Origin of the sequence: Micromonospora sp. CPM1, assembly GCF_023896895.1 — a bacterium.
GTDB classification, from domain to species: domain Bacteria; phylum Actinomycetota; class Actinomycetes; order Mycobacteriales; family Micromonosporaceae; genus Micromonospora; species Micromonospora tulbaghiae.
Genome location: NZ_JAMHIU010000002.1, coordinates 1 through 20,356 on the forward strand (window position 1 = coordinate 1; position 20,356 = coordinate 20,356).

The following is a 20,356-nucleotide window of genomic DNA, read 5'->3' on the forward strand; positions in this document are numbered from 1 at the left end:
GAGTTACGGCGGTCATGGCGGAGGGGAAACGCCCGGTCACATTCCGAACCCGGAAGCTAAGCCCTCCAGCGCCGATGGTACTGCACTCGGGAGGGTGTGGGAGAGTAGGACACCGCCGGACAATCTTTCAATTCAGGGCCACCCCGCACGGGGTGGCCCTGAATTGCGTATCCCACCGGAATTGCCACGACGGGCCGCCTCGGTCTCGTACCGTCGAGCCGGGACCGTCGACGCACGCTCGCCCGCCGGCTCGGCGGCGCGAAACGTGACGTGTCGTACGCCGGGACCGTGATCGGGTCTGACCGCACGGGGTACAGGAGTGGGCATGGAGATCGGAATCATCGGGTCGGGGCACATCGGGGGCACCCTCACCCGTCGTCTGCGTTCACTCGGTCACGACGTCGCGGTGGCCAACTCCCGCGGGCCGGAGAGCCTGGCCGACCTGGGCGCCGAGACCGGCGCCCGGGCCGTGTCGGTGGAGGACGCCGTCCAGGGCGCCGAGCTGGTGGTCATCGCGATCCCGCTGAAGGCGGTGCCGCAGCTCCCGGCGGCGCTCTTCGACGGCAAGCTCGTGGTCGACGCCAACAACTACTACCCCCAGCGGGACGGCGACATCCCCGAGCTGCTGGACCGTAGCCTCAGCTCCAGCCGCTGGACCGCTGACCACCTCAAGGGCGCGCGGGTGGTGAAGGTCTTCAACAACATCCAGGCCGCGCACCTGATGGACGGGGGCAAGCCGGCGGGCACCTCCGGCCGGATCGCGCTGCCGGTGGCCGCCGACGACGCGGACGCCAAGCGGACCGTCATGGGCCTGGTGGACGAGCTGGGCTTCGACCCGGTCGACGCGGGCACCCTGGACGAGAGCTGGCGGCAGCAGCCGGACACGCCCGTCTACGGCACCGATCGGGACGCCGACGGCGTACGCGAAGGGTTGGCCGCGGCACGGCCGTGACAAGCATGGGAAAGGCCCCGCCGGATCTCCGGCGGGGCCTTCTCGCGTTCGATGGATCAGTCGTCGCCGCCCGGCTTCGGGGCGCAGATGAAGCGCGGCTCGGCGTCGTAGCGCCAGCTGAACTTCTCCCGCTTGAACACCTTGCCGTCCTTCTTGATGACCCGGTACGCGTCCTGGGCGAACCCGACTGCGCCGGCGGCGGCGATGCAGGTCGGCCCCGGCGTCAGGTAGACCGTCTTCGGCTGGGTGATGTTGCGGCGCGGGCCGTACTCGGTCTTCACGCTGTCGTAGATCTTGGTGCTCCAGATCGACACGGTGATCGAGCTGGACGTGTACGACGTGTCGATCAGTACGCCGTAGGGCGTGTTGTTGCGGAACTTGAAGTCGAGCTGCGGCCAGTAGATGGTCGACTCGATCACCGCCGGGTAGCGGCTGAAGTAGAACGAGTGCGGCTTGTGCTCGACGTCCTCCAGCCCGGCGTAGTAAGTGGCGTTGAACAGCGTGGTGGTGAACTGCGAGACGCCACCGCCGACGCCCGGCACCAGCTTGCCGCCGACGATCGTCGGGGCGTCCTTGTAGCCCTGGTCGTAGCCGCGTTCGCCGGTGTGCCCGTTGAGCGAGAACGTCTCGCCGGGCTTCACCAGCGCGCCGTCCACGTCCTTCGCCGCCCGGACGATGTTCTGGCTGCGCGGCGACGACAGGCCACCGGTGAAGTGGGTGGTGAACGTCGACACCCGCTCCTTGATGCCGAGCTTCGCCAGCTCCGCCTCGGTCAGCTCGGGGGCGGCCGGCTTCAGCTCGGCGGTCACCGTACGGCCCTCGGTCTTCGGCAGCACCGCGAGCAGGGCCGGGCCGAGCGCGGCGGCGTCGACCTGGCGCCCGGCCTTGCTGGGCAGCACCTTCGGCTTGCCGCCGCTGATGGTCAGCCCGGCGTCCCGCGGCTCGACCTCGAGCTTGGTCAGCTTGTCGCCGAGCGCGGTACGCAGCCGCTTGACGTCGATCTTCGGGGTGAGCGTGCCGGCGTCGTCGGCGGAGAAGCGCAGCGACCGGGCGATGGCGGCGGGCGGGACGGTGACCGAACCGCCGTCGGTGGTGAGCGTGACAGGTGCGGCCACCGCGGGCCGGGCCAGCTCGGCGACGAGCCGGTCCACCTCCTCCCGGGTGGTGGCCGGCCACTTCTCGACGAGCGGCACGGTGACCGGCTCGGCGGCCAGCCAGCCGGCCTTCACCACGGCGGCGGCGCCGTCGGTGTCGATCGTCAGTGCCGGCTTCGGGTAGACCGGCTTCGGTGTGGTCCCGGTCCAGATGATCGCCGGCATGGTCATCTCACGCCCCTGCGCGCCCATCACCTTGCGCAGGGCCGCCCCCAGCTTGGCCTGGTCGACGGTGACCACCGGCTCGACCGTCCGGGAGCCGACGAGCCGGCTCACCGCGTGCGCGTCCGCCTCGGCGGCCGCCGCCACAGTCGCCTCCACGTCGATGGCGAGCCCCACGTCGGACGGCTTCAGCTCGGCCTTGTTCCCACCGACTGTGACCGCGAGCGGGGTGTTCAACGTGTCGGCCCGGCGTTCCAGCTCGGCGCGGAGCGCCTGGGCCGCTTCGGCCTTGCTCCGCCCGCCCAGCTCGGTGCCGAGCACCGTGGTGCCGCGGGGCACGTCACCGGCGTACGCGTAGGCGCCCAGGCCGACGCCGCCGGCGAGCACGGCCGCGACGATCCCGCCGGCCAGCAGCAGCCGGGCCCGTCGCGAGCGTGCCGGCTTGCCGCCGCCTCCCGGTGGTGTGGCGACCGGCTCCATCTCGACGCCGGGCCAGCTCACCGCCGTCACCTTGATGGTGGGCCGGTCGTCGGCAGCCGGCATCTTCTCGCCGTACATCGTCACTGCAACCTCGATCGGAAGTACACGCGGGGACCGCTTCCCCCGCGGGAGACACCTACGGTAACCAACGCTCGGGCCCGCCGGGAGTGTCCGGTCCGCGGTCGTGTCGGCGGACCGCCGGTGTCGCACCGATCACCCGTTTCGGGGCCGTGCCGGGGCGTGGATCGTGACACGGTGAGCTGGTGCGGACACAGGATCGGGTGCCGGCGTACGGCGGCGGATGGCTGGACCGGGCTGCGGAGCGGCGCGCCGACGCGGACTGGCTGGCCGAACGGCTGACCGATCCGGCGAGCGTGGTGCTGCCGCTGTGGCGGGACCGCTGCCTCGTCGACGGGGACGGTCCGGTCCGGCTCACCGGGGAGCGTGCGTCGGCCGTCCGGGCCGCCGCGGGCGAGACCGTCTTCCTCGGGGTCGACGGCGACGCGGCGGTGTTCGCCGTGGATCTCTCCGCGCTGGGCGAGCGGGCCGCCGTGGAGGCGGCCTCCGCGACGAAGGCTCTCGACCTGCGGGCGCTGGCCGGCCGGCTCGACCCGGCCGGGGCGGCCGTGCAGGCGTACGCCAGGGGGTTGCTGTTGTGGCACCGGCAGCAGCGCTACTGCGGCGCGTGCGGCGCGGCGGCGGTGGCCGGTGGTGGCGGGCACGTCCGGGCCTGCGCCGGCGCGGAGTGCGGGCGGCTGCTGTTCCCCCGGATCGAGCCGGCCGTCATCGTGCTCGTCGAGGCGCCCGGCCCGCCGGGGCGCTGCCTGCTGGCCCGGCACGCGGGCGCGGCCGAGGGGGCCTGGTCGACGCTCGCCGGTTTCGTCGAGGTCGGCGAGAGCCTGGAGGACGCGGTCCGCCGGGAGCTTCAGGAGGAGGCGGGCGTGACCGTCACCGACGTGACCTACCAGGGGTCGCAGGCGTGGCCGTTCCCCGCCGGCCTGATGGTGGGTTTCCGGGCCGTCGCCGCCTCCGAGGAGGTCCGCGTCGACGGCGTGGAGCTGCTGGACGCGCGCTGGTTCACGCGGGCGGAGCTGCGGGAGCGGATCGCGTCCGGCCGGTCGCTGGGTCGGCCGGACTCGATCGATCACCTGTTGCTGGGTGACTGGCTGTCCGCCGACCCGCCGGCACGGCCATCAGCAGCGTCGTGACCACGGCCGTCGCGAGGGCCGCGGCGACGAGACCGCCGACGGTACGCGGGCGCACGATCGCGGCGACCGTCACCAGCGCCGCGGTGCCCAGCCACAGCGGTGCCGCCGCCCACCTGACGCCCCCGGCGAGCCGGTCGTTGAGCAGCACGAACGTCACCGCGTAGAGCGCGCCGACGGCGGCGAACAGCGGCGCGTACCGGCCGAGCGCCGTGTAGTCGGGTCCGCCGACGAGCCGGAAGGCCAACCCGCCCGCGACCGCCGACGCGCCGACCAGGACCAGACCGCACGCACCCGTCACCGCGAGCGCGACGGTGCGGCTGCGGCGGTCCCCGCGGGCCAGGCGCGGCAGGGCGAGGACGGCGGCGACCTGCGGCGCCCAGAGCGCGCCCTTGGTCAGGACGGTCCCCACCGAGTACGCCCCGGAGCCCGACGGTGGCAGCAGTTGCCGGGCCAGGAGCAGGTCGGCGTAGGAGACGACGAGCATCGCCAGCGTCGCCCCGCATCCGGCGGTCACCTGGGCGACGGTCAGGCGCGGGGCGGCCGACGGGCGCCGGGGCGTACCGGTGAGCCAGGCCAGCGCCGGGGGCGCCAGCGCGGCGGTGAGCGCCCCGATCCCCAGCGCGCCGGTCAGGCCCGCGCCGAGCAGCAGCCCCACGATCACCCCGCCGTAACGGGCGGCGGCCAGCAGCGCCATCGCGGTGGCGAGCCGCAGGAAGCGCTGACCGCCCTGCAGTTCGCCGAGCGAGCGCGACGAGAGCACCACCGAGGCGGTGGTGACGGCCAGCAGCGCGGGCACCACCGCCGGCAGGTCCAGCGCGGCGACCAGCACCGGCGTCGCCACCAGCAGCGCCCCCGCGCACACGGCGGCGGTCAGCACGGTGAGCCGCCGGGTGTCGGACTGGCCGTGCCGGGCGTGGTGCACGGCGACCGCCAGTTGCAGGCCGAGCCCCGGCACACCGGCGATGGCGACCAGGCCGAGGGCGGTGGCGAGCGCGCCGAGGTCGTCCGCGTCGAGCTTCCGGGCGGCGAGCACCGGCACCAGATAGGCCAGTCCGTTGACCAGGACACCGGCCAGCGTGACCGCGACGCCCGCCGCGCCCAGCCCGGTTCTCCGGTCGTCCGCCGCCTCCGGCCCGGGGCCCGGCCGGCCCTCGCTCACGTGATCTCCGAGACGCGGGACACCGGGCCGCCGTCCGAGCCCGGCACGCCGTCCGCGCCCGGGCCGTCGTCCGCGCCCGGGCCGTCGTCCGCGCCCGGGCCGTCGTCCGCGCCCGGGATGGCGTCCGGTCCCGGCCGCCCCTCGGGACCCGGCACGGCGCGACCGTCCAGGTCCGGTCCCGGCTCGGCGTCGTGGTCCGGGCCTCGGCCCGCGCCCGGCTCGGCGTCGCGGTCCGCGCCCGGCTCGGCGTCGCGGTCCGCGTCCCGGCCCGGTCCAGGCTCGGCGTCGCGGCTCCCGCCCGGACCGGCGTCGCGGCTGCCGACCCGACCGGTCTCGTGGTCCGGTCCCAGGCCCGCAACCGGACCGGTGGGTGCGGCGGCAGGAGCGGCGACTGTGGCCGGAGCGGCGACGGCAGCGGCGGCGAGGGCGGGGACGGGCGTCGGCTGCCCGGCCGGCTCCGGCGCTCGGAGGGCCGGCACGGCCGGGGCGGCCGCCGAGGTCGGCCTGATCCGGCGCACGGGCCGTCGGCGGGCGGTCGTGGGAAGCCAGAGCGCGCCCAGGGCGGCGACCGTCAGGAGCTGCGGCAGCGCGTCGGTGTGCTGGTCGGCCGATTCCAGGTAGACCCACCCGGCCAGCGCCACGAGCGCGCCGGGAAGCCACGTCTCGGCCGCCCGGGCGATCCTCCTGACCCGCCGGGGGTCACCGGTCCAGGGCAGGCGGCGCGGCCCGGGCACGGCGAGCATGAAGCCCGCCGCGACCAGCAGGGCGCCGAGCAGACCGCTGTGGAGCACGAGCGCTGCGGCGCCGACTCCGAGGAGCGGCAGCGAGCGGGTGAGCCGTCGCCGCGCCGCCGGTACGGCGACGACCTCGCGATCCCCGGCCGGTCGGCGGTCCGGCAGCACCGCGAGCAGGACCACCACCGCCAGCAGGACGCCGCCGACCAGCAGACCCATCCGGTACGGGGTGTCCGGCGTGAAGCGCAGCACCACGTCCCCGGAGACACCGGCGGGAAGGATCCAGCCCTGCTGCCAGCCGTCCACCACGAGCGGCGTGAGCGTCTTCCCGCCGATGGTCGCCTGCCAGCCGGTGTTGGTGTTCTCCCGGACCGCGAGCACCCGGTCGACGGGGTGCTCGGACACCCGTACCCGCCGCTCGGTGGCCGACCAGGAACCCACCTGGATGTCGCCGGCGGTGGCCGCCGCGGCGGGCGTGGCGGTACGTGGCGCCAGCGCGACCCGGGTGGCGGTGGCGAGCGTGCTCGCCGTGGTGACGACGCGGTGCTCGCCGCTGCCCAGGTCGAGCTGCTTCGGCGTGTTGCGGCCGCAGGCGGTGACCGGCATCTCGCGCATCTCCAGCAGGTCGCGCACGGTGCCGGTGAGCGTGGTGGTGATCCGGGACGAGCCGACCTGGAGCGTCGGGCCCGATCCGCAGGCCAGCTTCAGCGGCGTCTCCGGGCGGGGCGCGACAGTGGTCCCGAGGGGCAGCACCGTCACCTCGCCGACCGCGACGGGCAGCGGCTCGGGCAGGCGCAGGCCGTACGGGTCGATGCTGGTGGCGGACGGCTTGTCGAGGAACTGGATGGTGATCGAGTCGGTCCGCATCGGCGGGTCGAGCGTGAGCACGCCGTCGTTGGTGAGCAGGTTGCTGCGGAACCCGTCGTTGCCGACCACCCGGACGCTGCCGAGCCGGGTGGCGGCGGTCCCTTCCTCGACGGTGAAGCGGATCCGGCTGATGACCTGCGGTTCGAGCCAGGTGAGGCGCAGGATCGGGGCCTCGTCGTTGGGCGCCGGTGACCAGCTCGTGGCCGGGTCGCCGTCGAGGACCGCGCCGGGCCGGCCGACCGGGTCGGGTACCGCCGTCGAGGACGCGGTGACCTGCGGCGCGAGGCGCAACGGCTGGGCGTCCGCGACCAGCTTGTCCAGGGCGGCGTTCAGCTCCGGGCCGGGCGTCGGCCGTGCCCACAGCCTCGCGTCGTACGTCCCGGCCACCGGCAGCGTGAAGGTGCGGTCGATGGTGGAGGCGTCCTCCGAGCCGCGGATCGCGTCGGTGGAGCAGCGCGGGCGGCCGTCGACTGTGAAGCAGGCGGGCGTGGACGGCGCCGCCGACACGACGACGCCGGCCGGCTGGTCGGTGGCGGGGGCGGCGGGCAACTGGAGGGTCCGGCCGGTCTCGACGCCGGGAATCTTGATCTCGGTGATGCCGACCGACTTGTCGCCGAACGGGCGCAGGTCGAACGCGGCGTCGACGGAGACCTCGACCTTGCGGGTGGCGTGGACGCCCTGCAGCTCGAAGACCATGTGGTCGCCGAACTGCTCGACGGTGCGGCTCTCGTACCCGGCGGTCACGGTGACCGTGGTGGGCAGGGCGTCGGCCTTCAGGTCGAACCACACCTCCACCCGGGTGACCCGGGTCGGGTTCGCCAGGTTGACCTCGATCCACTGCCTGTCGCTGCGCGAGTGCGGCGCCGACCGCCAGGAAGTGGCGGTGTCGCCGTCCATCGCCGCGTACGGCTGGTACTCCGGCCGGGCGCCGCCGGTGGCGTCGATCTGGGAACGGGCGGTCGAGGCGCGGATCCCGCTGATGCCCTCGAAGCGGGCGACGGTCGACCACTCCGGCCCCCAGTCGGGCAGGTAGTCGTGCGCGGGCGCGGACACCGCGAAGGTGTCGTCCGCGGTGAGTGTCTGGGAGGAGTTGTCGCGCAGCCGGCCGAACGAGACGTCGCGCCGGCGCAGCCCGTCGGTCATCACGACCCGCCCGGTGGTCTCGCCGGCCTTCGCGTCGCCGGCCAGGATCGTGGGCGCGGCGCCGAGCTGGCCCGAGGCGGCCAGGTCGAGCAGCGACTCGGGACCGCCGACGACTGTGGTCACGTCGTCGCGGTCGTACGCGACCACCGGCTGGACGGGCCGGTCCACCCGGTACACCTCGAGTGCGCGCCCGGGCACGTCGAGGCCCTGGTCGCGGAACTCGTCCGGGGAGTCGGAGCCGCCGCGTACCGGGCCGAAGGACACGACGCGGGTCAGCCCGGGCGAGCGTTCCAGCGCCTGCCGGACGACCGCCGGGCGGGCCGTGTCCGAGCGGCCGTGGTCGAGGTCGGCGCGGAACAGGACGTGGCTGATCCCGGAGCGGGCGAGCAGGTCGGCCAGGCCGGCCGAGCCGGCGCCGGTGGCGAGCGTCGACTCGATCGCGTCGAGCAGCCGGATCGTGGCGGGCGGGGTGAACGGGATGGCGTTGCGGACCGCCCACCGGCTGTCCAGCAGCGGCTGGGCGATCTCGTCGGTGGTGCTGCCCCAGTCGTACGCGGGGAAGCGCGCGCCGGGGACGACGAGCACGCGCCCGCGCCCGGTGTTCGCGTCCAGCCAGTCGGTGGCCTCGTGCCAGTAGCCGGGCACGTCCTTGACCGCCCCAGGGGTGGCGAGGCCGCCGGCGAGCGCCGGTGAGGCGACGCCCGCGACCGCCACCATCGCGGTGCCGGCGGTGAGCCAGGCCCGGGCCGTGGCGCGGCCGCGGCGCTGCTCGGGTGCGGTCCGGGCGGCGCGTACGGCGAGGCTGACCAGGTGCGCCAGGCCGAGCGCCAGCGGCAGGCGGAGCAGCACGTCGAACTTGTGCACGTTGCGCAGCGGGGCGCCGATGCCGTCGAGGAACTGCTGCTGCGGCCCGGCGAGGATGTTCGGCAGGTCGCCGGTGTGCCCGAGCCCGACGAGCGCGACGCCGAGCAGCAGGCCGGTGATGAGGAACCGCCGGTGCGGCATCCCCCGCCGGGACAGGCCGAGCACGCCGAGCGCGGCGACCGCCAGGGTGGCCACGACGAGCAGCGTGTCGCTGGCCAGCCGCGCGCCGGCCGGGATGGTCGCGCCGAACGGGGAGGCCAGGTAGGCGACCCAGTAGGAGGCGCCGCGCAGCGTCGTCACCGCGTCGGTGACGCTCGTGGTGTTGCGGGCGGTCTCGATGTAGTCCAGGAACGGCGGGCTGTACCGGCCGAGGACCAGCAGCGGGATCAGCCACCACGCGGTGGCCAGGGCGACCGCGCCGCACCAGGCCGCGAGGGCGGTGACGCGGCGGCGCAGCGGCCGGAGCGTGGCGAGCCAGAGCAGGGCGAGCGGCACCACGGCGGCGACGGCTGTGGCGTTGACGCCGCCCGCGCAGGCGACGGCGATCGCCGACCCGGCGACCGCGCGGCGCAGCCGGGCGCCCCGGGCGAGTCCGACGAGCGGGATGAGCACCCACGGCGCGACGGCGCTGGGCCAGGACTCCACCGACGACCAGCCGAGCTGGGTCAGGATGCGCGGGGACAGCGCGAACGCGACGCCGGCGATCATCCGGCCGGCGGGGCTGCCGATGCCGAGCCGGCCCGCCAGCCGCACCACACCGAGGTACGCGACGCAGAACAGCAGCGCCCACCACAGCCGCTGGACGATCCACGGCGCGATGCCCAGTTCCGTCCCGAGCAGGAAGAACGGGCCCATCGGCCAGAGATATCCGTACGCCTGGTTCTGGAGCTGGCCGAACGTGCCGGTGGGATCCCAGAGGTGCAGTGAGCGCAGCAGCCACCCGGCCGGATTGACGTTCAGGTCGACCTTGGTGTCCGGGACGACCTGCCCGGGTGCCTGCTGGAAGGCGAGGGCGGTGAGCGCGAGACAGATCGTCAGGTGCCGGAACCGTCGCGCCGTCTGCCGGGCCCGGCCGGTCTCCCGGGCGGGGGTGTCCGTCCCCGTCGGCGACGTTGTCGTCCCGTCCGCACGCATTTTCGGCTCCTGTCTCGCCGGCCGTACGCGCACCTGCAACATGACGCGTGTCGCGCGACGTTATCCGGACCGGACGCGCAGCGGCGACCTGGGGGCGCTGCGGGGCGTTATCAGGAGAACGGCCGTCCCCACGGCGTGTAAGCGTGTGGCAGGCTGCCGACCATGTCAATGCCACAAGCAGCGGCCGAGACGCATCCGGCAGCCGTCGGCGCGGAGGACGACGGACCCGGACCGCTCGGTCGCTGGATAGCCGCCGACCGCGTCCGCGCGGTCGCGATCGCGCTCATCATCGTGTCCGTCGCGTCGCGCGCCGGGCTGGCCGCCCGTGGCTGGTTCTCGCAGGACGAGTTCGTCATCGCCGCGCAGGTGCTCGACACCCGGCTGGACCCGGACTACCTGCTGGGCACGTTCAACAACCACCTCATGCCGGGCGGGCTGGCGGTCGCCTGGCTGATGGTCCGGGCGGCCGGTTTCGCCGGCTGGCCGTGGATCCTGCTGCTGGCGGCCGGGCAGGCGGCGGTGGGGATCGCCCTCTACCGGCTGCTCCGTGACCTGCTGCGGCCCGGCTGGGGGCTGCTCGTCCCGCTGAGCCTGTTCCTGTTCAGCCCGCTGACGCTCGAGGTGTCGTCGCTGTGGCTGGTCGGCCTGCTCGTGCTGCCGCCGCAGCTCGCCCTGGTCCTCGCCGTGGCGGCCCAGGTCCGGTACGTGCGCACCGGCCGGAGGCGGCACCTCGTCCTGGTCGCGTTCTGGCTGGTGTTCGGCCTGCTCTTCGACACCAAGGCGCTGCTGATCGTGCCGCTGCTGTTCCTGCTGACCGCGTTCCTGTTCACCAAGGGCCGCGCGTGGCGCAGCCTGGTGACCACCGTCGTGCGGTTCTGGCCGGCGTGGCTGATGCTCACCGTGCTGTCCGGGGCTTACCTGGCGTACTACCTGACCCGCCCGGCCCGTGGGCTGGACGAGCCCACCTCGGTCGGGCAGGTCTTCACCTTCCTGGGCGACCTGATCGGCGACACGGTGGTGCCGGGCCTGCTCGGCGGACCGTGGCGCTGGACGTACGCCGGTGACGGGCCGCCGCTGTCCGACCCGTACGACATCGCGAAGTGGCTGTCCTGGGCGGTGCTCGCGGCGCTGATCGTGGTCACCGTGCGGCGGCGGCCGTCCGCCGGGCGGGCCTGGCTGCTGCTCGCCTGCTACCTCGGCCTGGTCGCGGCGCTGTTCGCGGTGACCCGGCTCGGCGGACCGCTGGGGCCGCTGGTCGGCGTCGTCCCCCGGTACGTCGCGGACGTGGTGCTGGTGGCCGCGATCTGCGTCGGGGTGGCGCTGCTCGGGATGAAGGACAGCGACGAGGACGACGTCTCCGCGTGGCCGCTGCCGACCGTGCTGCGGGAGCCGGGCGCGTTCGCGGTCGGCCTGGTCTCGATGGTCGTGCTGCTGGCCACCATCGGGGTGGGCACGCTGTGGAGCACCGCGCGGTTCGGCGACAACTGGAGCACCAAGCACGGGCGGGACTACCTGGCCACGACGCAGGCCGAGTTGGCCGCCGCGCCGCCCGGCACCGTCTTCTTCGACACGACCGTCCCGGACCGGGTCGTGGCCGGGTACTTCTGGCCGGACAACCTCCAGTCCCACTTCTTCCGTCCGGCGGAGCGGCGGCCGACGTTCGTGACGATGAGCGAGAAGCCGTCGACGTTCGACGAGAACGGCCGGATCCGGCCGGTCGTGGTCGAGGGGCGCAAGGTCGCGCCCGGCACCGTGGAGGGCTGTGGGCACCTGGCCGAGGGCGGCCGGACCGTCCGCATCCCGATGGACGGCTACCTGGTGGAGTGGCCGTACGTGGTGCACTTCGGCTACGTCAGCTCCGGCGACTCGACGGCGGTGTTCAAGCTCGGCGACGCCACCCGCGAGATCACGCTGAAGAGCGGGCTGAACGACGTGTTCTTCATGCTGGAGGGCGCCGGGTCCGCCGTCGAACTGACCGTGAACACGCCCGGCGTCCGGTTGTGCACCAACCTGGTCACCATCGGCCGGGCGGTGCCGAAGCCGTAATGACCGGACGTCCCGCCGAGGGCGGCAGCCCCGCGGTCCGGCGGTGGCGGGAGTCGCTGCCGCTGTACCTCGTGGCGGTGGTCGTCACCGTGTTGATCCTGGCTCCGCTCGCGGCGCCGGGCTACGCGCTGCGGTACGACATGGTGTTCGTCCCCCGGCAGCCGCTGAGCTGGGATCTGGTGGCCCCGGCGCAGAGCCTGCCCCGGGCGGTGCCGATGGACGCGCTGGTCTCGCTGGTGACCCAGCTCGTGCCGGGCTGGGTGGTGCAGCGGGTGGCGCTGGCCGGGGCGGTCCTGTTCGCCGCCGTGGGCGCCGGACGGCTGGTGCCGACCGAGCGGCGCGCGGTGCGGCTGGTCGCCGCCGTGGCGTACGCGTGGACGCCGTACCTGGCCGAGCGGTTGCTGATCGGGCAGTGGGGGCTGCTGCTGGCGTACGCCGCACTGCCCTGGCTGGTGCGGGCGGCGCTGGACCTGCGGGCGGGCCGCGACGGCGCGCTCGCCCGGGTGGTGCTGCTCGCCGCGCCCGCCGCGATCACCCCGACCGGTGGCCTGATCGCGCTGGCGACGGTGCTGGTGCTGGCGGCGGACCGGGCGCGGCTGCGGCTGTCCGCGGTCGCGGTGGGTGGTGTCGCGCTGCTGAACGCCCCGTGGATCGTGGCGGCCCTGGTCACCGGCGCGGGCGGCACGTCCGACCCGGCGGGCGTGGCGGCGTTCGCGGCGCGTGCCGAGAACTGGGCGGGCCCGCTGGTGGCGCTCGCGGGCACCGGCGGCATCTGGAACGTGCAGGCCACCCCGGCCAGCCGGTCCGCCACGCTGGCCCCGCTGGCGACTGTGGTGCTCGTGGTCCTGGCGGTGGTCGGCGCGGGCCTGCTGCGGCGGCGGCTGCCGGCGGGCGCGGCGGTACGGCTGGGCGTGCTGGCCGGCGGCGCGTACCTGCTGGCCGCGCTCGCCGTGCTGCCCGGTGGAAACGCGGCGCTGAGCTGGGCGGTGGCGCACGTGCCGGGCGCGGGGCTGCTCCGCGACGGGCAGAAGTTCCTCGCGCCGTACGCCCTCGTGCTGGTGGTGTGCGCGGCGCTGGGTGCCGAACGGCTGGTGGCCCGGATCGACCGCGAGGTCGCCGGGATCGTGCTGGCCGGGCTGCTGCTCCTGCCGGTGGCCGTGATGCCCGACCTGGCGTTCGGCGGGGCCGGCCGGATCAGCCCGGTGCGCTACCCGGCGGACTGGCGGGCGGTCGCCGAGCGCCTGCCCGACGACCCCGGTGAGATCCTCGCCCTGCCGCTGACCACCTACCGGGCCTATCCGTGGAACCCGGGCCGGGTGGTGCTGGACCCGGCGCCCCGCTACCTGCCGGGAACCGTGCTCACCGACGACACGCTCGTGGTCGACGACGTCGCGGTGGCCGGGGAGAATCCGCGCCTGCGCGAGGTGCGCCGGGTGCTCGCCGAGGGGCGGCCGGTCTCGGCCACGGGCGTGGGCTGGGTGGTGGTGCAGCACGGTACGCCGAGCACAGTGGACGCGGCCGTCCTGGCCGGTCTCGACCTCCGGTACGAGGGGGAGTCGCTGAGCCTCTACCGGAACCCGGCCGCCTCGGGTCCGCCGCCGCGGGCCGGAGCGAGCCGCTGGCTGGTCGTGCTCGCGTGCGGAACTGCCGTTCTGGCGGTCATGGCTGCCGCCTTTTCGACCCTACGCCGGCGAGCTACTGCGTGGTAACGTCCGCTCGCACGTCTCACCATCGGAGGAATGGCATGCGTAGAGCTTTGACCCTTGTCGTGTCCGGCCTGGTGGCGGCGTTGCTCGGGGTCCTGGCCCTCGGCGGGCTCTCGGCCGCCGCGACCGCCACGGCCGAGGAGGCCGCGACCGAGGCGCGTAACGCCACGGAGGCGGCCAAGCGGGCCGGGAAGCAGGACCCGTACGCCCCCGAGGTCTACGGCAACAGGTAGGACGGGTCGCCCCGCCGCTGGACCGGGCGGGGCGAGTCCGCAGTCTCCAGCAGGGTCGCGAAGCGTTCCCCCGCCACCGGCCAGGTGAAGTTCGCCGCGTGCCGCCGGGCCTGAGCGCCCATCTCCTGACGCATCTCGTCGTCGTGCAGCAGCGCGCGCACCTTCGCCAGGTAGTCGTCGATGTCGTCGGCCAGCAGGCCGGTACGTCCGTCGACCACCGCCTCCGCGACGCCGCCCGCCTCCCGGAACGCCACTGTCGGCGTACCCGCCGCGCCGGCTTCCACGATCGTCAGCCCCCAGCCCTCCTTCAGTGACGGCGTCAGGGCGACCCAGGCCGAGGCGAGCAGCGCGGCCTTCTCCTCCTCCGTCACGAAGCCCCGGAAGTCCACCCGGTCGGTGATGGCCAGCTCGTCGGCGACCTCGCGCAGGTGCGACTCCCACCAGCCCTGCCCGGCGACCACCAGCCGGAGCTGGGGCAGCTCGTCGGCGAGCGCCGCGACAGCGCGCAGCGCCACCTCCACCCGCTTGTGCGGCACCAGGCGGTTGAGCGTCACGAGCAGCGGGAACGGGGCGCGTTCGACGTCGGTGCGGGGCAGCTCCGGCGTGCCGTTGTAGACCACGGAGACCTGCTCCGGCGGTACGCCGAGGGTGGCGAGTTCGCGCCGGGTCGCCTCGGACACGGTGACGTACCGGCACCGCCGGTAGACGCGTACCGCAAGCGACGACTCGACCCACCAGCCGAACCGGGCGGCCCACTGCGGCAGGACCACCGGCCACTGCTCGCGGTGCACGTGGTGGATCAGCTTGACCACCGGGCGGCGGGCCCAGAGCGGGGAGAGGAACGGCAGGCCGTTGCAGACGTCGACGAGGATGTCCGGCCGGCCGCCCCGGCGCGCGGCGAGCGGGCCGAGGCCGAACGCCCCGGCCAGGTAGCAGAGCGCGGCCCACAGGTAGACGGTGTGCCGGCCGCCGCGCCGGACGAACCGGATGCCCTCGTCGTTGACCTCGTCGGCGGGGGCCTCGCGGTGCGCGGCGCAGAACAGGGTGGCGCGGAATCCGCGCGCCACCAGCTCGGCGGCGATCCGTTCCACGTACACCTCGGAACCGCCGCCCTCGGGGTTGCGAGTGTCTCGCCAGTTGAGGAACAGCACGTGTCCGGGCATGCCGAAGCGACGCTCCACGCGAACCCTACTCTCAAGTAATTTAGCGGTGCGCGTCACATTAAGGGCTGGGCCTGCGCCCGGCAATGCCCCGACCGGCGGCGTCGGGCCGCCGGCCGTCGCCGGGTCACTGAAGGTGAGCGGTACGTGACAGCTAGGCGGGAGCCGCGACGTCCGGTGTGGTGGCCGGGACGGCGGACGTCCCCGATGCCGGTCCGCGCCCGGTCGGCCGGCGGCGGCTCTGCGTGCCGAGCGTCTGGAGCGGGCGCTCGACGCCGTAGTAGCTGACCGCGGCGTACGCCAGGCCGAAGACCATGGTCAGGGCGAAGACGTTGACGAACTGGCCGGTGAACAGCGGCCGGTCCTCGAGCAGGTAGATCAGCTCGATGACCAGCGGGTGCCACAGGAACAGGCCGTACGACACGTGCCCCATCCACCGTGCCCACCCGCTGCTGAAGGCCTCCTTCGCCCGGGTCCGCCCGCCGAACGCCACCGGGATCGTGATCAGGACGGCGATCAGGAGGTAGAGCGCCAGCTTGGTGCCGAACTCGGTGGCGGTCGGGCTGGTCAGGTCGCGCGGGCCGGCGATCGGCGTCGTCGCGATCGCCATCACCGCGACCGCTGCCGCCCAGCAGGCGAGCGGCGCCGAGGCGAGGTCGTCGAGCACCCGGAAGGCGGCCGGCGCGGTGCCGGTACGCAGGGCCACGTGCGCCGCGGCCAGCGCCATGCCGCCGCCGAACCAGGCGCCGTACGAGGGGAACCACATCGTGTGCAGCGCGCCGTCGAGCCAGCCGGCGCCCATCATGGCGACCCACCCGAGCGTCAGCAGCGCCCCGGAGGAGGCGAGCAGCACGGTGCGGACGGGACGCCAGGTCCGGCCCACGGCGAGCACGGCGAGCAGCGGCAGGAGCAGGTAGAAGACGACCTCGGTGGCGAGGCTCCAGGTCTGGCTGAGCCCGTGCCCGAGCTGCCCGGCCTCGTAGATCTGGGTGAGCGTGAGGTGGCGCAGCCAGTCACCTGCCGACACCGGGTGGTTGCCGGGCAGGACGACGAAACAGACCACCACCGCCAGCCAGTACGCGGGCAGGATCCGCAGCGCCCGGCGCCAGAAGTACCGCTTGGTGCGAGGCCGCGGCCGTCCGGTCGCGACGCTGAGCGCCCACGGGCGGAACAGCAGGAAGCCGGACAGCACGAAGAAGATCGCCACGCCCACGTCCAGGCGCGCCAACCAGCCGCCCCACGTGGTGTTCATGGTGACGGCGGTCTGGAAGCCGACGTGGTGACCGACGACCGCCACCGCGCCGATCGCTCGCAGCGCGTCGAGGGCGGGAAGACGGCCCGTTACCGATGGCTCCGGGACTGTTGGCGTGGTGGCTGTGGACATCTGGACATCCAGGGGGTCGCTTTTGAAGGTGACTGGGGAGTAACCTCCCGCCAATGCTAAGGATCGGGTGCCCCGGACGACAGACCGTAGGGCGGCAGGTTACAGGAGGATGAGTGAAGCTTCGCGTGGGCGCCGCGCTCTTCGGGCTAGGTGTCTTGTTGCTGGTCTTCGCGGCCGGGCTGCCGTTCTACGTGGCCCCCGCCGTGACCAAGCTGCCCTATGACCTGGAACCAACGACGTCCGTCGCGGAGGCGAAGGGCGCGAAGTTCCTACAGATCAAGTCCGAAGCCGGCGCGGTGAGCATCGAGGTGCCGCAGGCCGATCTCGTGTCCAGCATCGAGGTCATCCCGCAGCCGGAGGACACCAAGGACCGCGTGCCCAAGGAGCTGAAGGGCGACGCGGTCATCTGGAACGTCTTCCAGACGGTCAAGCGCAGCGACAACCAGGATGTGATCAGCCAGTACAGCACCGAGCTGGCGCTCTACCGGATCTCCGGCGCGGCGGCGCCGTGGGACGAGCAGTGGCTCAACGAGTCCGGCGCGGAACAGACCCCGGTCGGCAACGTGCGCTACTCCGGCCAGATCTACAAGTTCCCGTTCGGCACCGGCAAGCGTGACTACCAGGTGTTCGACCGCGACCTGAAGAAGACCTTCCCGGCGCGGTTCACCGGCACCGAGAAGATCAAGGGCGTCGAGACGTACCGCTTCGAGCAGCGGATCGAGAACGAGCCGCTGAACACCCCGGCGGACAGCGTCAAGACGCTGCTGGGCAAGTTCGCGCCGACCGCGACCAGCGGTCAGGTCGTCTACAGCAACACCCGTACGCTCTGGGTCGACCCGGTGACCGGCGCCTACATCAAGGTGCGCGAGCAGCAGTACAAGGAGCTGCGTCCGGACACCGGCGCCCCGACCGTGCTGCTGGACGCGGACTTCAACTACAACGACGACACGATCAGCCGCAGCGTCGAGACGGTGAAGGACAACCGTTTCAAGATCGGCATGATCAGTGTCTGGGGCCCGATCATCGCCGGTGTGCTGGGCCTGATCGCCCTGATCGCGGGCGTGTGGCTGGTGACCCGGCCCAAGGGCGACGGCAACGCCCGGCATCGCGCGGACGCGCCGACCTCCGACCCGACGCCCACCCGCGTCGACCAGGAGCCCGTCGGTGGCCCGCTCGACGACGAGATCCCGCCGGCGTCGACGAACTGGCGGTCCGACGATCCGTCGGTGCCGGCCCAGCGCTCGGGCGCCGGTGAGGTGGAACGCCGCTGACCGGTACGCCGGAAGCACGACGGAGGGGTGGGCCGCACCGCGGTCCACCCCTCCGTCGTGCAGATCGCCCATGCGGGCGACCGTACTTTACATTCGTTACTCGATTGTAACGGCGAGATATCCGGTAACTTTCCGTCGCGCTCATCGCCATCGATGCCCGGTTTGGCGCGACATTTCGCCCTCATCTCCCGCCGTGGCCTGGGATTTCGTGACGCCCGGTCACCTGCCCGTATCCCCCCGGTGTTACCGCCGGGTAATCAGGGGGTTGTGAGCCACACCGCATCGGGTGCACGATCAGGCTCGATCGTTACCCGTCGGTAACAGAAGGACGGGCCCGGCGCGGGCCGCCGGTTCGCAACCGGCCGCCGCGCACATTCGTTCGAGGAGGAACTCCGTGCAGAATCGGCTCGACAACCAGGGTCGTACCCGGTGGCGGCGGTTCGCCGCCATGATCGTGCCCACCACGGCCGCCGCCGGTGCCATCCTGTTCGGCATGTCGACCGGCGCCATCGCCTCCGACATCACCGTATCCGGGCAGACGTTCAAGATCGGCGCCGAGCGCCTGGAGGGCGAGGGCTTCAAGCAGTACGGCGGCATCGTCCGCGAGAAGGGCGAGGACGGCAAGGCCGGCACCACGCGCCCGGTCGCGATGGCCGAGATCAGCAGCGCCGAGCTGTACAAGCTCTGCCAGTCCGTCCGCGCCGACCTGCCCGGCCTGCCGGTGGTGCTCACCATCAACGCCGGTGAGGGCAAGGACCCCGCCCGGGCCAAGGACCTCGTCATCGCGATGGACTCGCTCGAGGGCAACGCCACCTTCACCAACATCCAGATCGGCCGCGACGCCAGCGACCTCAACCCGACGGCGCAGCGAGGCTCGTTCGGCCAGAACTCCGACCGGGTGACCATCCGTGATCTGAAGCAGGTGTCCCGCTACACCACTTCCTCGACGTTCAACCTGGTCGGGCTCCGGCTCAAGGTCAACGTGGGCGACGACGCCAAGGGCAAGGAGTGCTTCTGAGCTGAGCACGGCCCGCGGTGGCCGACCACCGCGGGCCCGCCCCACCGTCCCCGTCCCCGCTCCGCCAGGAGGAGTACGTGACAACCGTCGAACCGTCCCACGCCCGGCTCGGCACCGCGGCCCGGGCTTGGCGGACCTTCCGCCGCTGGCAGCGGACCCGGCCGTTCTGGGGCGGGCTGTTCATCATCCTGGCCGGGGTGGAGATGCTCGCCTCCACCCGGTTGACCCTCAACGGCCTGAGCTTCAGCAGCGGCGCCACCGGCCTGCTCTCCCTGCTGATCCCGGGCATCCTGGTGACCTGCGGGGTGCTGCTCTGGCTCAGTCCGGCGCAGCGGCTGTTCTACTCGATCGTCGCGGCGATCACCGCCGTCTACTCCCTGATCGGGCTCAACCTCGGCGGCTTCTTCCTCGGCCTGCTGCTCGGCATCGTGGGCAGCGCGCTCGCGTTCGCCTGGGTGCCGACCCCGCCGGCCGGTCCCGCCGGTGCCGAAGCGGCCGAGGTCGAGCGCGACACCGACGAGCCCGGCACCACGGTGGACGACGAGCCCGAGACCGTCGTGGACGCACAGCCCGTGGACGCAAAGCCCGTCGACGCGCAGCCTGTGGACGCACAGCCCGTGGACGCACAGACCGCGGACGAGCGGCCGACCGTCGAGGTGCCGGTCGGCGTCCGGCCGGCCGTCGAGCAGCCGACTGCCGAGCGGCCGGGCGGGGAGCGGCCGGTCCCTCGGCAGTCGGCGAACGGGCAGGCGGCCGGATCCGACGGCGGCCCGCCGGAGTGGGCGGGACGTTCGGCGGACCCGCGCACCTTCGGCATCGTCCTCGTGGTGCTCGGCCTCGCCGCCGCCGGCCTGGCCGTACAGCCGCAGGCGGTGCAGGCCGCCCCGAGCAAGCCCGCCGCGAGCGCCTGCCCGTCGAAGTCCGCCACGCCGTCGTCCGGCGCGAGCGCACCCTCCGCGACGCCCACCCCGACGCCGAGCGCGAGCCCGACGCGGGAAGGCAACATCATCACCGACTTCTTCGACGGGATCGGCGACCTGTTCAAGGGCGGCAGCGACAAGAGCGCGACGCCCTCGCCCACACCGACCGCGAGTGGGTCGGCGACCCCGACGAGCAAGCCGACGACCCGTCCCGGCCCGACCGACTGCCCGGCGCCGGGCAAGCCGGGCAAGGAGGAACCGGCGAAGCCCGGCAAGGTGGAACCGGGCAAGCCGCTGCCGCGTATCGCCGCCGACCCGAGCCTGCCGAAGGTGGGCCAGCAGCCGTCGAAGCTCACCGGCTCCAAGGTGACCATGACCGGGCTGCGGTTCGAGGGGATCACCGACCTACAGACCGAGCAGGGCGTGCTCAAGGTGCTGAAGTTCAGCATGAAGGAGGCGGTGACCGACGACTTCCTGCTGGTCGCCGACGGTCCCCGGGGCCGCACCCAGCGGTACGCGACCGACCGCCTCACGGTCCGCGACGACGTCGCGTTCTACTGCACCCGGTTCGTCGGCAAGCTCGCCGGCATCAAGCTGACGCTGACCCCGGACCTGCCGTTCCCGGACGGCCTGCCGGTCACGCTGCCCATCCCGGTGACGTTCACCGACCCGGTCATCGACCTGGCGTACGTCACCAGCAACACGCTCACCGGCCGGCCGACGCTGCGGCTGACGCTCGGCGCCTGACGCGTGCGGGTGCC

12 protein-coding genes, 1 rRNA gene and 1 pseudogene are annotated in these 20,356 nt (G+C 73.6%); 9 read left to right on the top strand and 5 right to left on the bottom strand.

The window, feature by feature from the left end:
• The first annotated feature begins 4 nt into the window (after window positions 1-4).
• Window positions 5-121: ribosomal RNA gene (rrf, locus tag M8C11_RS02525) — 5S ribosomal RNA — on the top strand.
• Between the two features lie 204 nt (window positions 122-325).
• Window positions 326-952: an NADPH-dependent F420 reductase gene (locus M8C11_RS02530; protein ID WP_252448164.1), complete on the top strand. Its 627-nt coding sequence runs from the start codon at window positions 326-328 to the stop codon at window positions 950-952.
• Window positions 953-1,008: 56 nt separating this feature from the next.
• On the opposite strand, the gene M8C11_RS02535 is transcribed toward M8C11_RS02530, so the two are convergent.
• Window positions 1,009-2,826, bottom strand: a complete 1,818-nt coding sequence (locus M8C11_RS02535) for a VanW family protein (protein WP_252448432.1) — start codon at window positions 2,824-2,826, stop codon at window positions 1,009-1,011.
• 185 nt (window positions 2,827-3,011) lie between these two features.
• Here M8C11_RS02535 and nudC point away from each other — a divergent pair.
• Window positions 3,012-3,935 (top strand): annotated as a pseudogene (nudC, locus tag M8C11_RS02540) (NAD(+) diphosphatase); the annotation flags it as partial.
• Here the strand turns inward: nudC and M8C11_RS02545 are convergent.
• Window positions 3,826-5,115 carry a lipopolysaccharide biosynthesis protein gene (locus tag M8C11_RS02545; protein WP_252448165.1) on the bottom strand — a complete coding sequence of 430 codons (1,290 nt, stop codon included), beginning with the start codon at window positions 5,113-5,115 and terminating at the stop codon, window positions 3,826-3,828. The pseudogene nudC and the gene M8C11_RS02545 sit on opposite strands and share 110 nt — an antisense overlap.
• Window positions 5,112-9,857, bottom strand: a complete 4,746-nt coding sequence (locus M8C11_RS02550) for an alpha-(1->3)-arabinofuranosyltransferase family protein (protein WP_252448166.1) — start codon at window positions 9,855-9,857, stop codon at window positions 5,112-5,114. Before M8C11_RS02550 ends, M8C11_RS02545 begins: the two co-directional genes overlap by 4 nt.
• Before the next feature lie 168 nt (window positions 9,858-10,025).
• Here M8C11_RS02550 and M8C11_RS02555 point away from each other — a divergent pair, with 168 nt between their 5' ends.
• From M8C11_RS02555 to M8C11_RS02565, 3 genes are read left to right on the top strand one after another with little or no spacing between them, the layout of a single operon-like run.
• Complete coding sequence (locus M8C11_RS02555; RefSeq protein WP_374667044.1) at window positions 10,026-11,903, top strand: hypothetical protein; 1,878 nt, start codon at window positions 10,026-10,028, stop codon at window positions 11,901-11,903.
• Window positions 11,903-13,612, top strand: coding sequence for a DUF3367 domain-containing protein (locus tag M8C11_RS02560; RefSeq protein ID WP_252448168.1), 1,710 nt, complete (start codon window positions 11,903-11,905; stop codon window positions 13,610-13,612). The genes M8C11_RS02555 and M8C11_RS02560 overlap by 1 nt, the downstream gene beginning before the upstream one ends.
• Window positions 13,613-13,647: 35 nt before the next feature.
• Complete coding sequence (locus M8C11_RS02565; protein ID WP_091425994.1) at window positions 13,648-13,842, top strand: hypothetical protein; 195 nt, start codon at window positions 13,648-13,650, stop codon at window positions 13,840-13,842.
• Here the strand turns inward: M8C11_RS02565 and M8C11_RS02570 are convergent.
• Complete coding sequence (locus M8C11_RS02570; protein ID WP_120574092.1) at window positions 13,827-15,005, bottom strand: glycosyltransferase family 4 protein; 1,179 nt, start codon at window positions 15,003-15,005, stop codon at window positions 13,827-13,829. The genes M8C11_RS02565 and M8C11_RS02570 overlap by 16 nt on opposite strands.
• A gap of 151 nt (window positions 15,006-15,156) precedes the next feature.
• Window positions 15,157-16,386, bottom strand: coding sequence for an acyltransferase (locus M8C11_RS02575; protein WP_252448169.1), 1,230 nt, complete (start codon window positions 16,384-16,386; stop codon window positions 15,157-15,159).
• 113 nt (window positions 16,387-16,499) lie between these two features.
• Here M8C11_RS02575 and M8C11_RS02580 point away from each other — a divergent pair, with 113 nt between their 5' ends.
• The 3 genes from M8C11_RS02580 to M8C11_RS02590 all read left to right on the top strand — a co-directional run bounded on the left by M8C11_RS02580 (window position 16,500) and on the right by M8C11_RS02590 (window position 20,342).
• Complete coding sequence (locus M8C11_RS02580) at window positions 16,500-17,657, top strand: DUF3068 domain-containing protein (RefSeq protein ID WP_120572659.1); 1,158 nt, start codon at window positions 16,500-16,502, stop codon at window positions 17,655-17,657.
• Between the two features lie 394 nt (window positions 17,658-18,051).
• Window positions 18,052-18,675 carry a DUF6230 family protein gene (locus M8C11_RS02585; protein WP_252448170.1) on the top strand — a complete coding sequence of 208 codons (624 nt, stop codon included), beginning with the start codon at window positions 18,052-18,054 and terminating at the stop codon, window positions 18,673-18,675.
• A 77-nt stretch (window positions 18,676-18,752) separates the two neighbouring features.
• Complete coding sequence (locus M8C11_RS02590) at window positions 18,753-20,342, top strand: DUF6114 domain-containing protein (RefSeq protein ID WP_252448171.1); 1,590 nt, start codon at window positions 18,753-18,755, stop codon at window positions 20,340-20,342.
• Window positions 20,343-20,356 lie beyond the last annotated feature (14 nt).

Excerpts from the sequence above, each read along its gene's own strand:
- M8C11_RS02530 (WP_252448164.1), top strand. The coding sequence starts at position 326 with ATGGAGATCGGAATCATCGGGTCGGGGCACATCGGGGGCACCCTCACC.
- M8C11_RS02535 (WP_252448432.1), bottom strand. The coding sequence starts at position 2,826 with ATGTACGGCGAGAAGATGCCGGCTGCCGACGACCGGCCCACCATCAAG.
- M8C11_RS02550 (WP_252448166.1), bottom strand. The coding sequence starts at position 9,857 with ATGCGTGCGGACGGGACGACAACGTCGCCGACGGGGACGGACACCCCC.
- M8C11_RS02555 (WP_374667044.1), top strand. The coding sequence starts at position 10,026 with ATGCCACAAGCAGCGGCCGAGACGCATCCGGCAGCCGTCGGCGCGGAG.
- M8C11_RS02560 (WP_252448168.1), top strand. The coding sequence starts at position 11,903 with ATGACCGGACGTCCCGCCGAGGGCGGCAGCCCCGCGGTCCGGCGGTGG.
- M8C11_RS02565 (WP_091425994.1), top strand. The coding sequence starts at position 13,648 with ATGCGTAGAGCTTTGACCCTTGTCGTGTCCGGCCTGGTGGCGGCGTTG.
- M8C11_RS02570 (WP_120574092.1), bottom strand. The coding sequence starts at position 15,005 with ATGCCCGGACACGTGCTGTTCCTCAACTGGCGAGACACTCGCAACCCC.
- M8C11_RS02575 (WP_252448169.1), bottom strand. The coding sequence starts at position 16,386 with ATGTCCACAGCCACCACGCCAACAGTCCCGGAGCCATCGGTAACGGGC.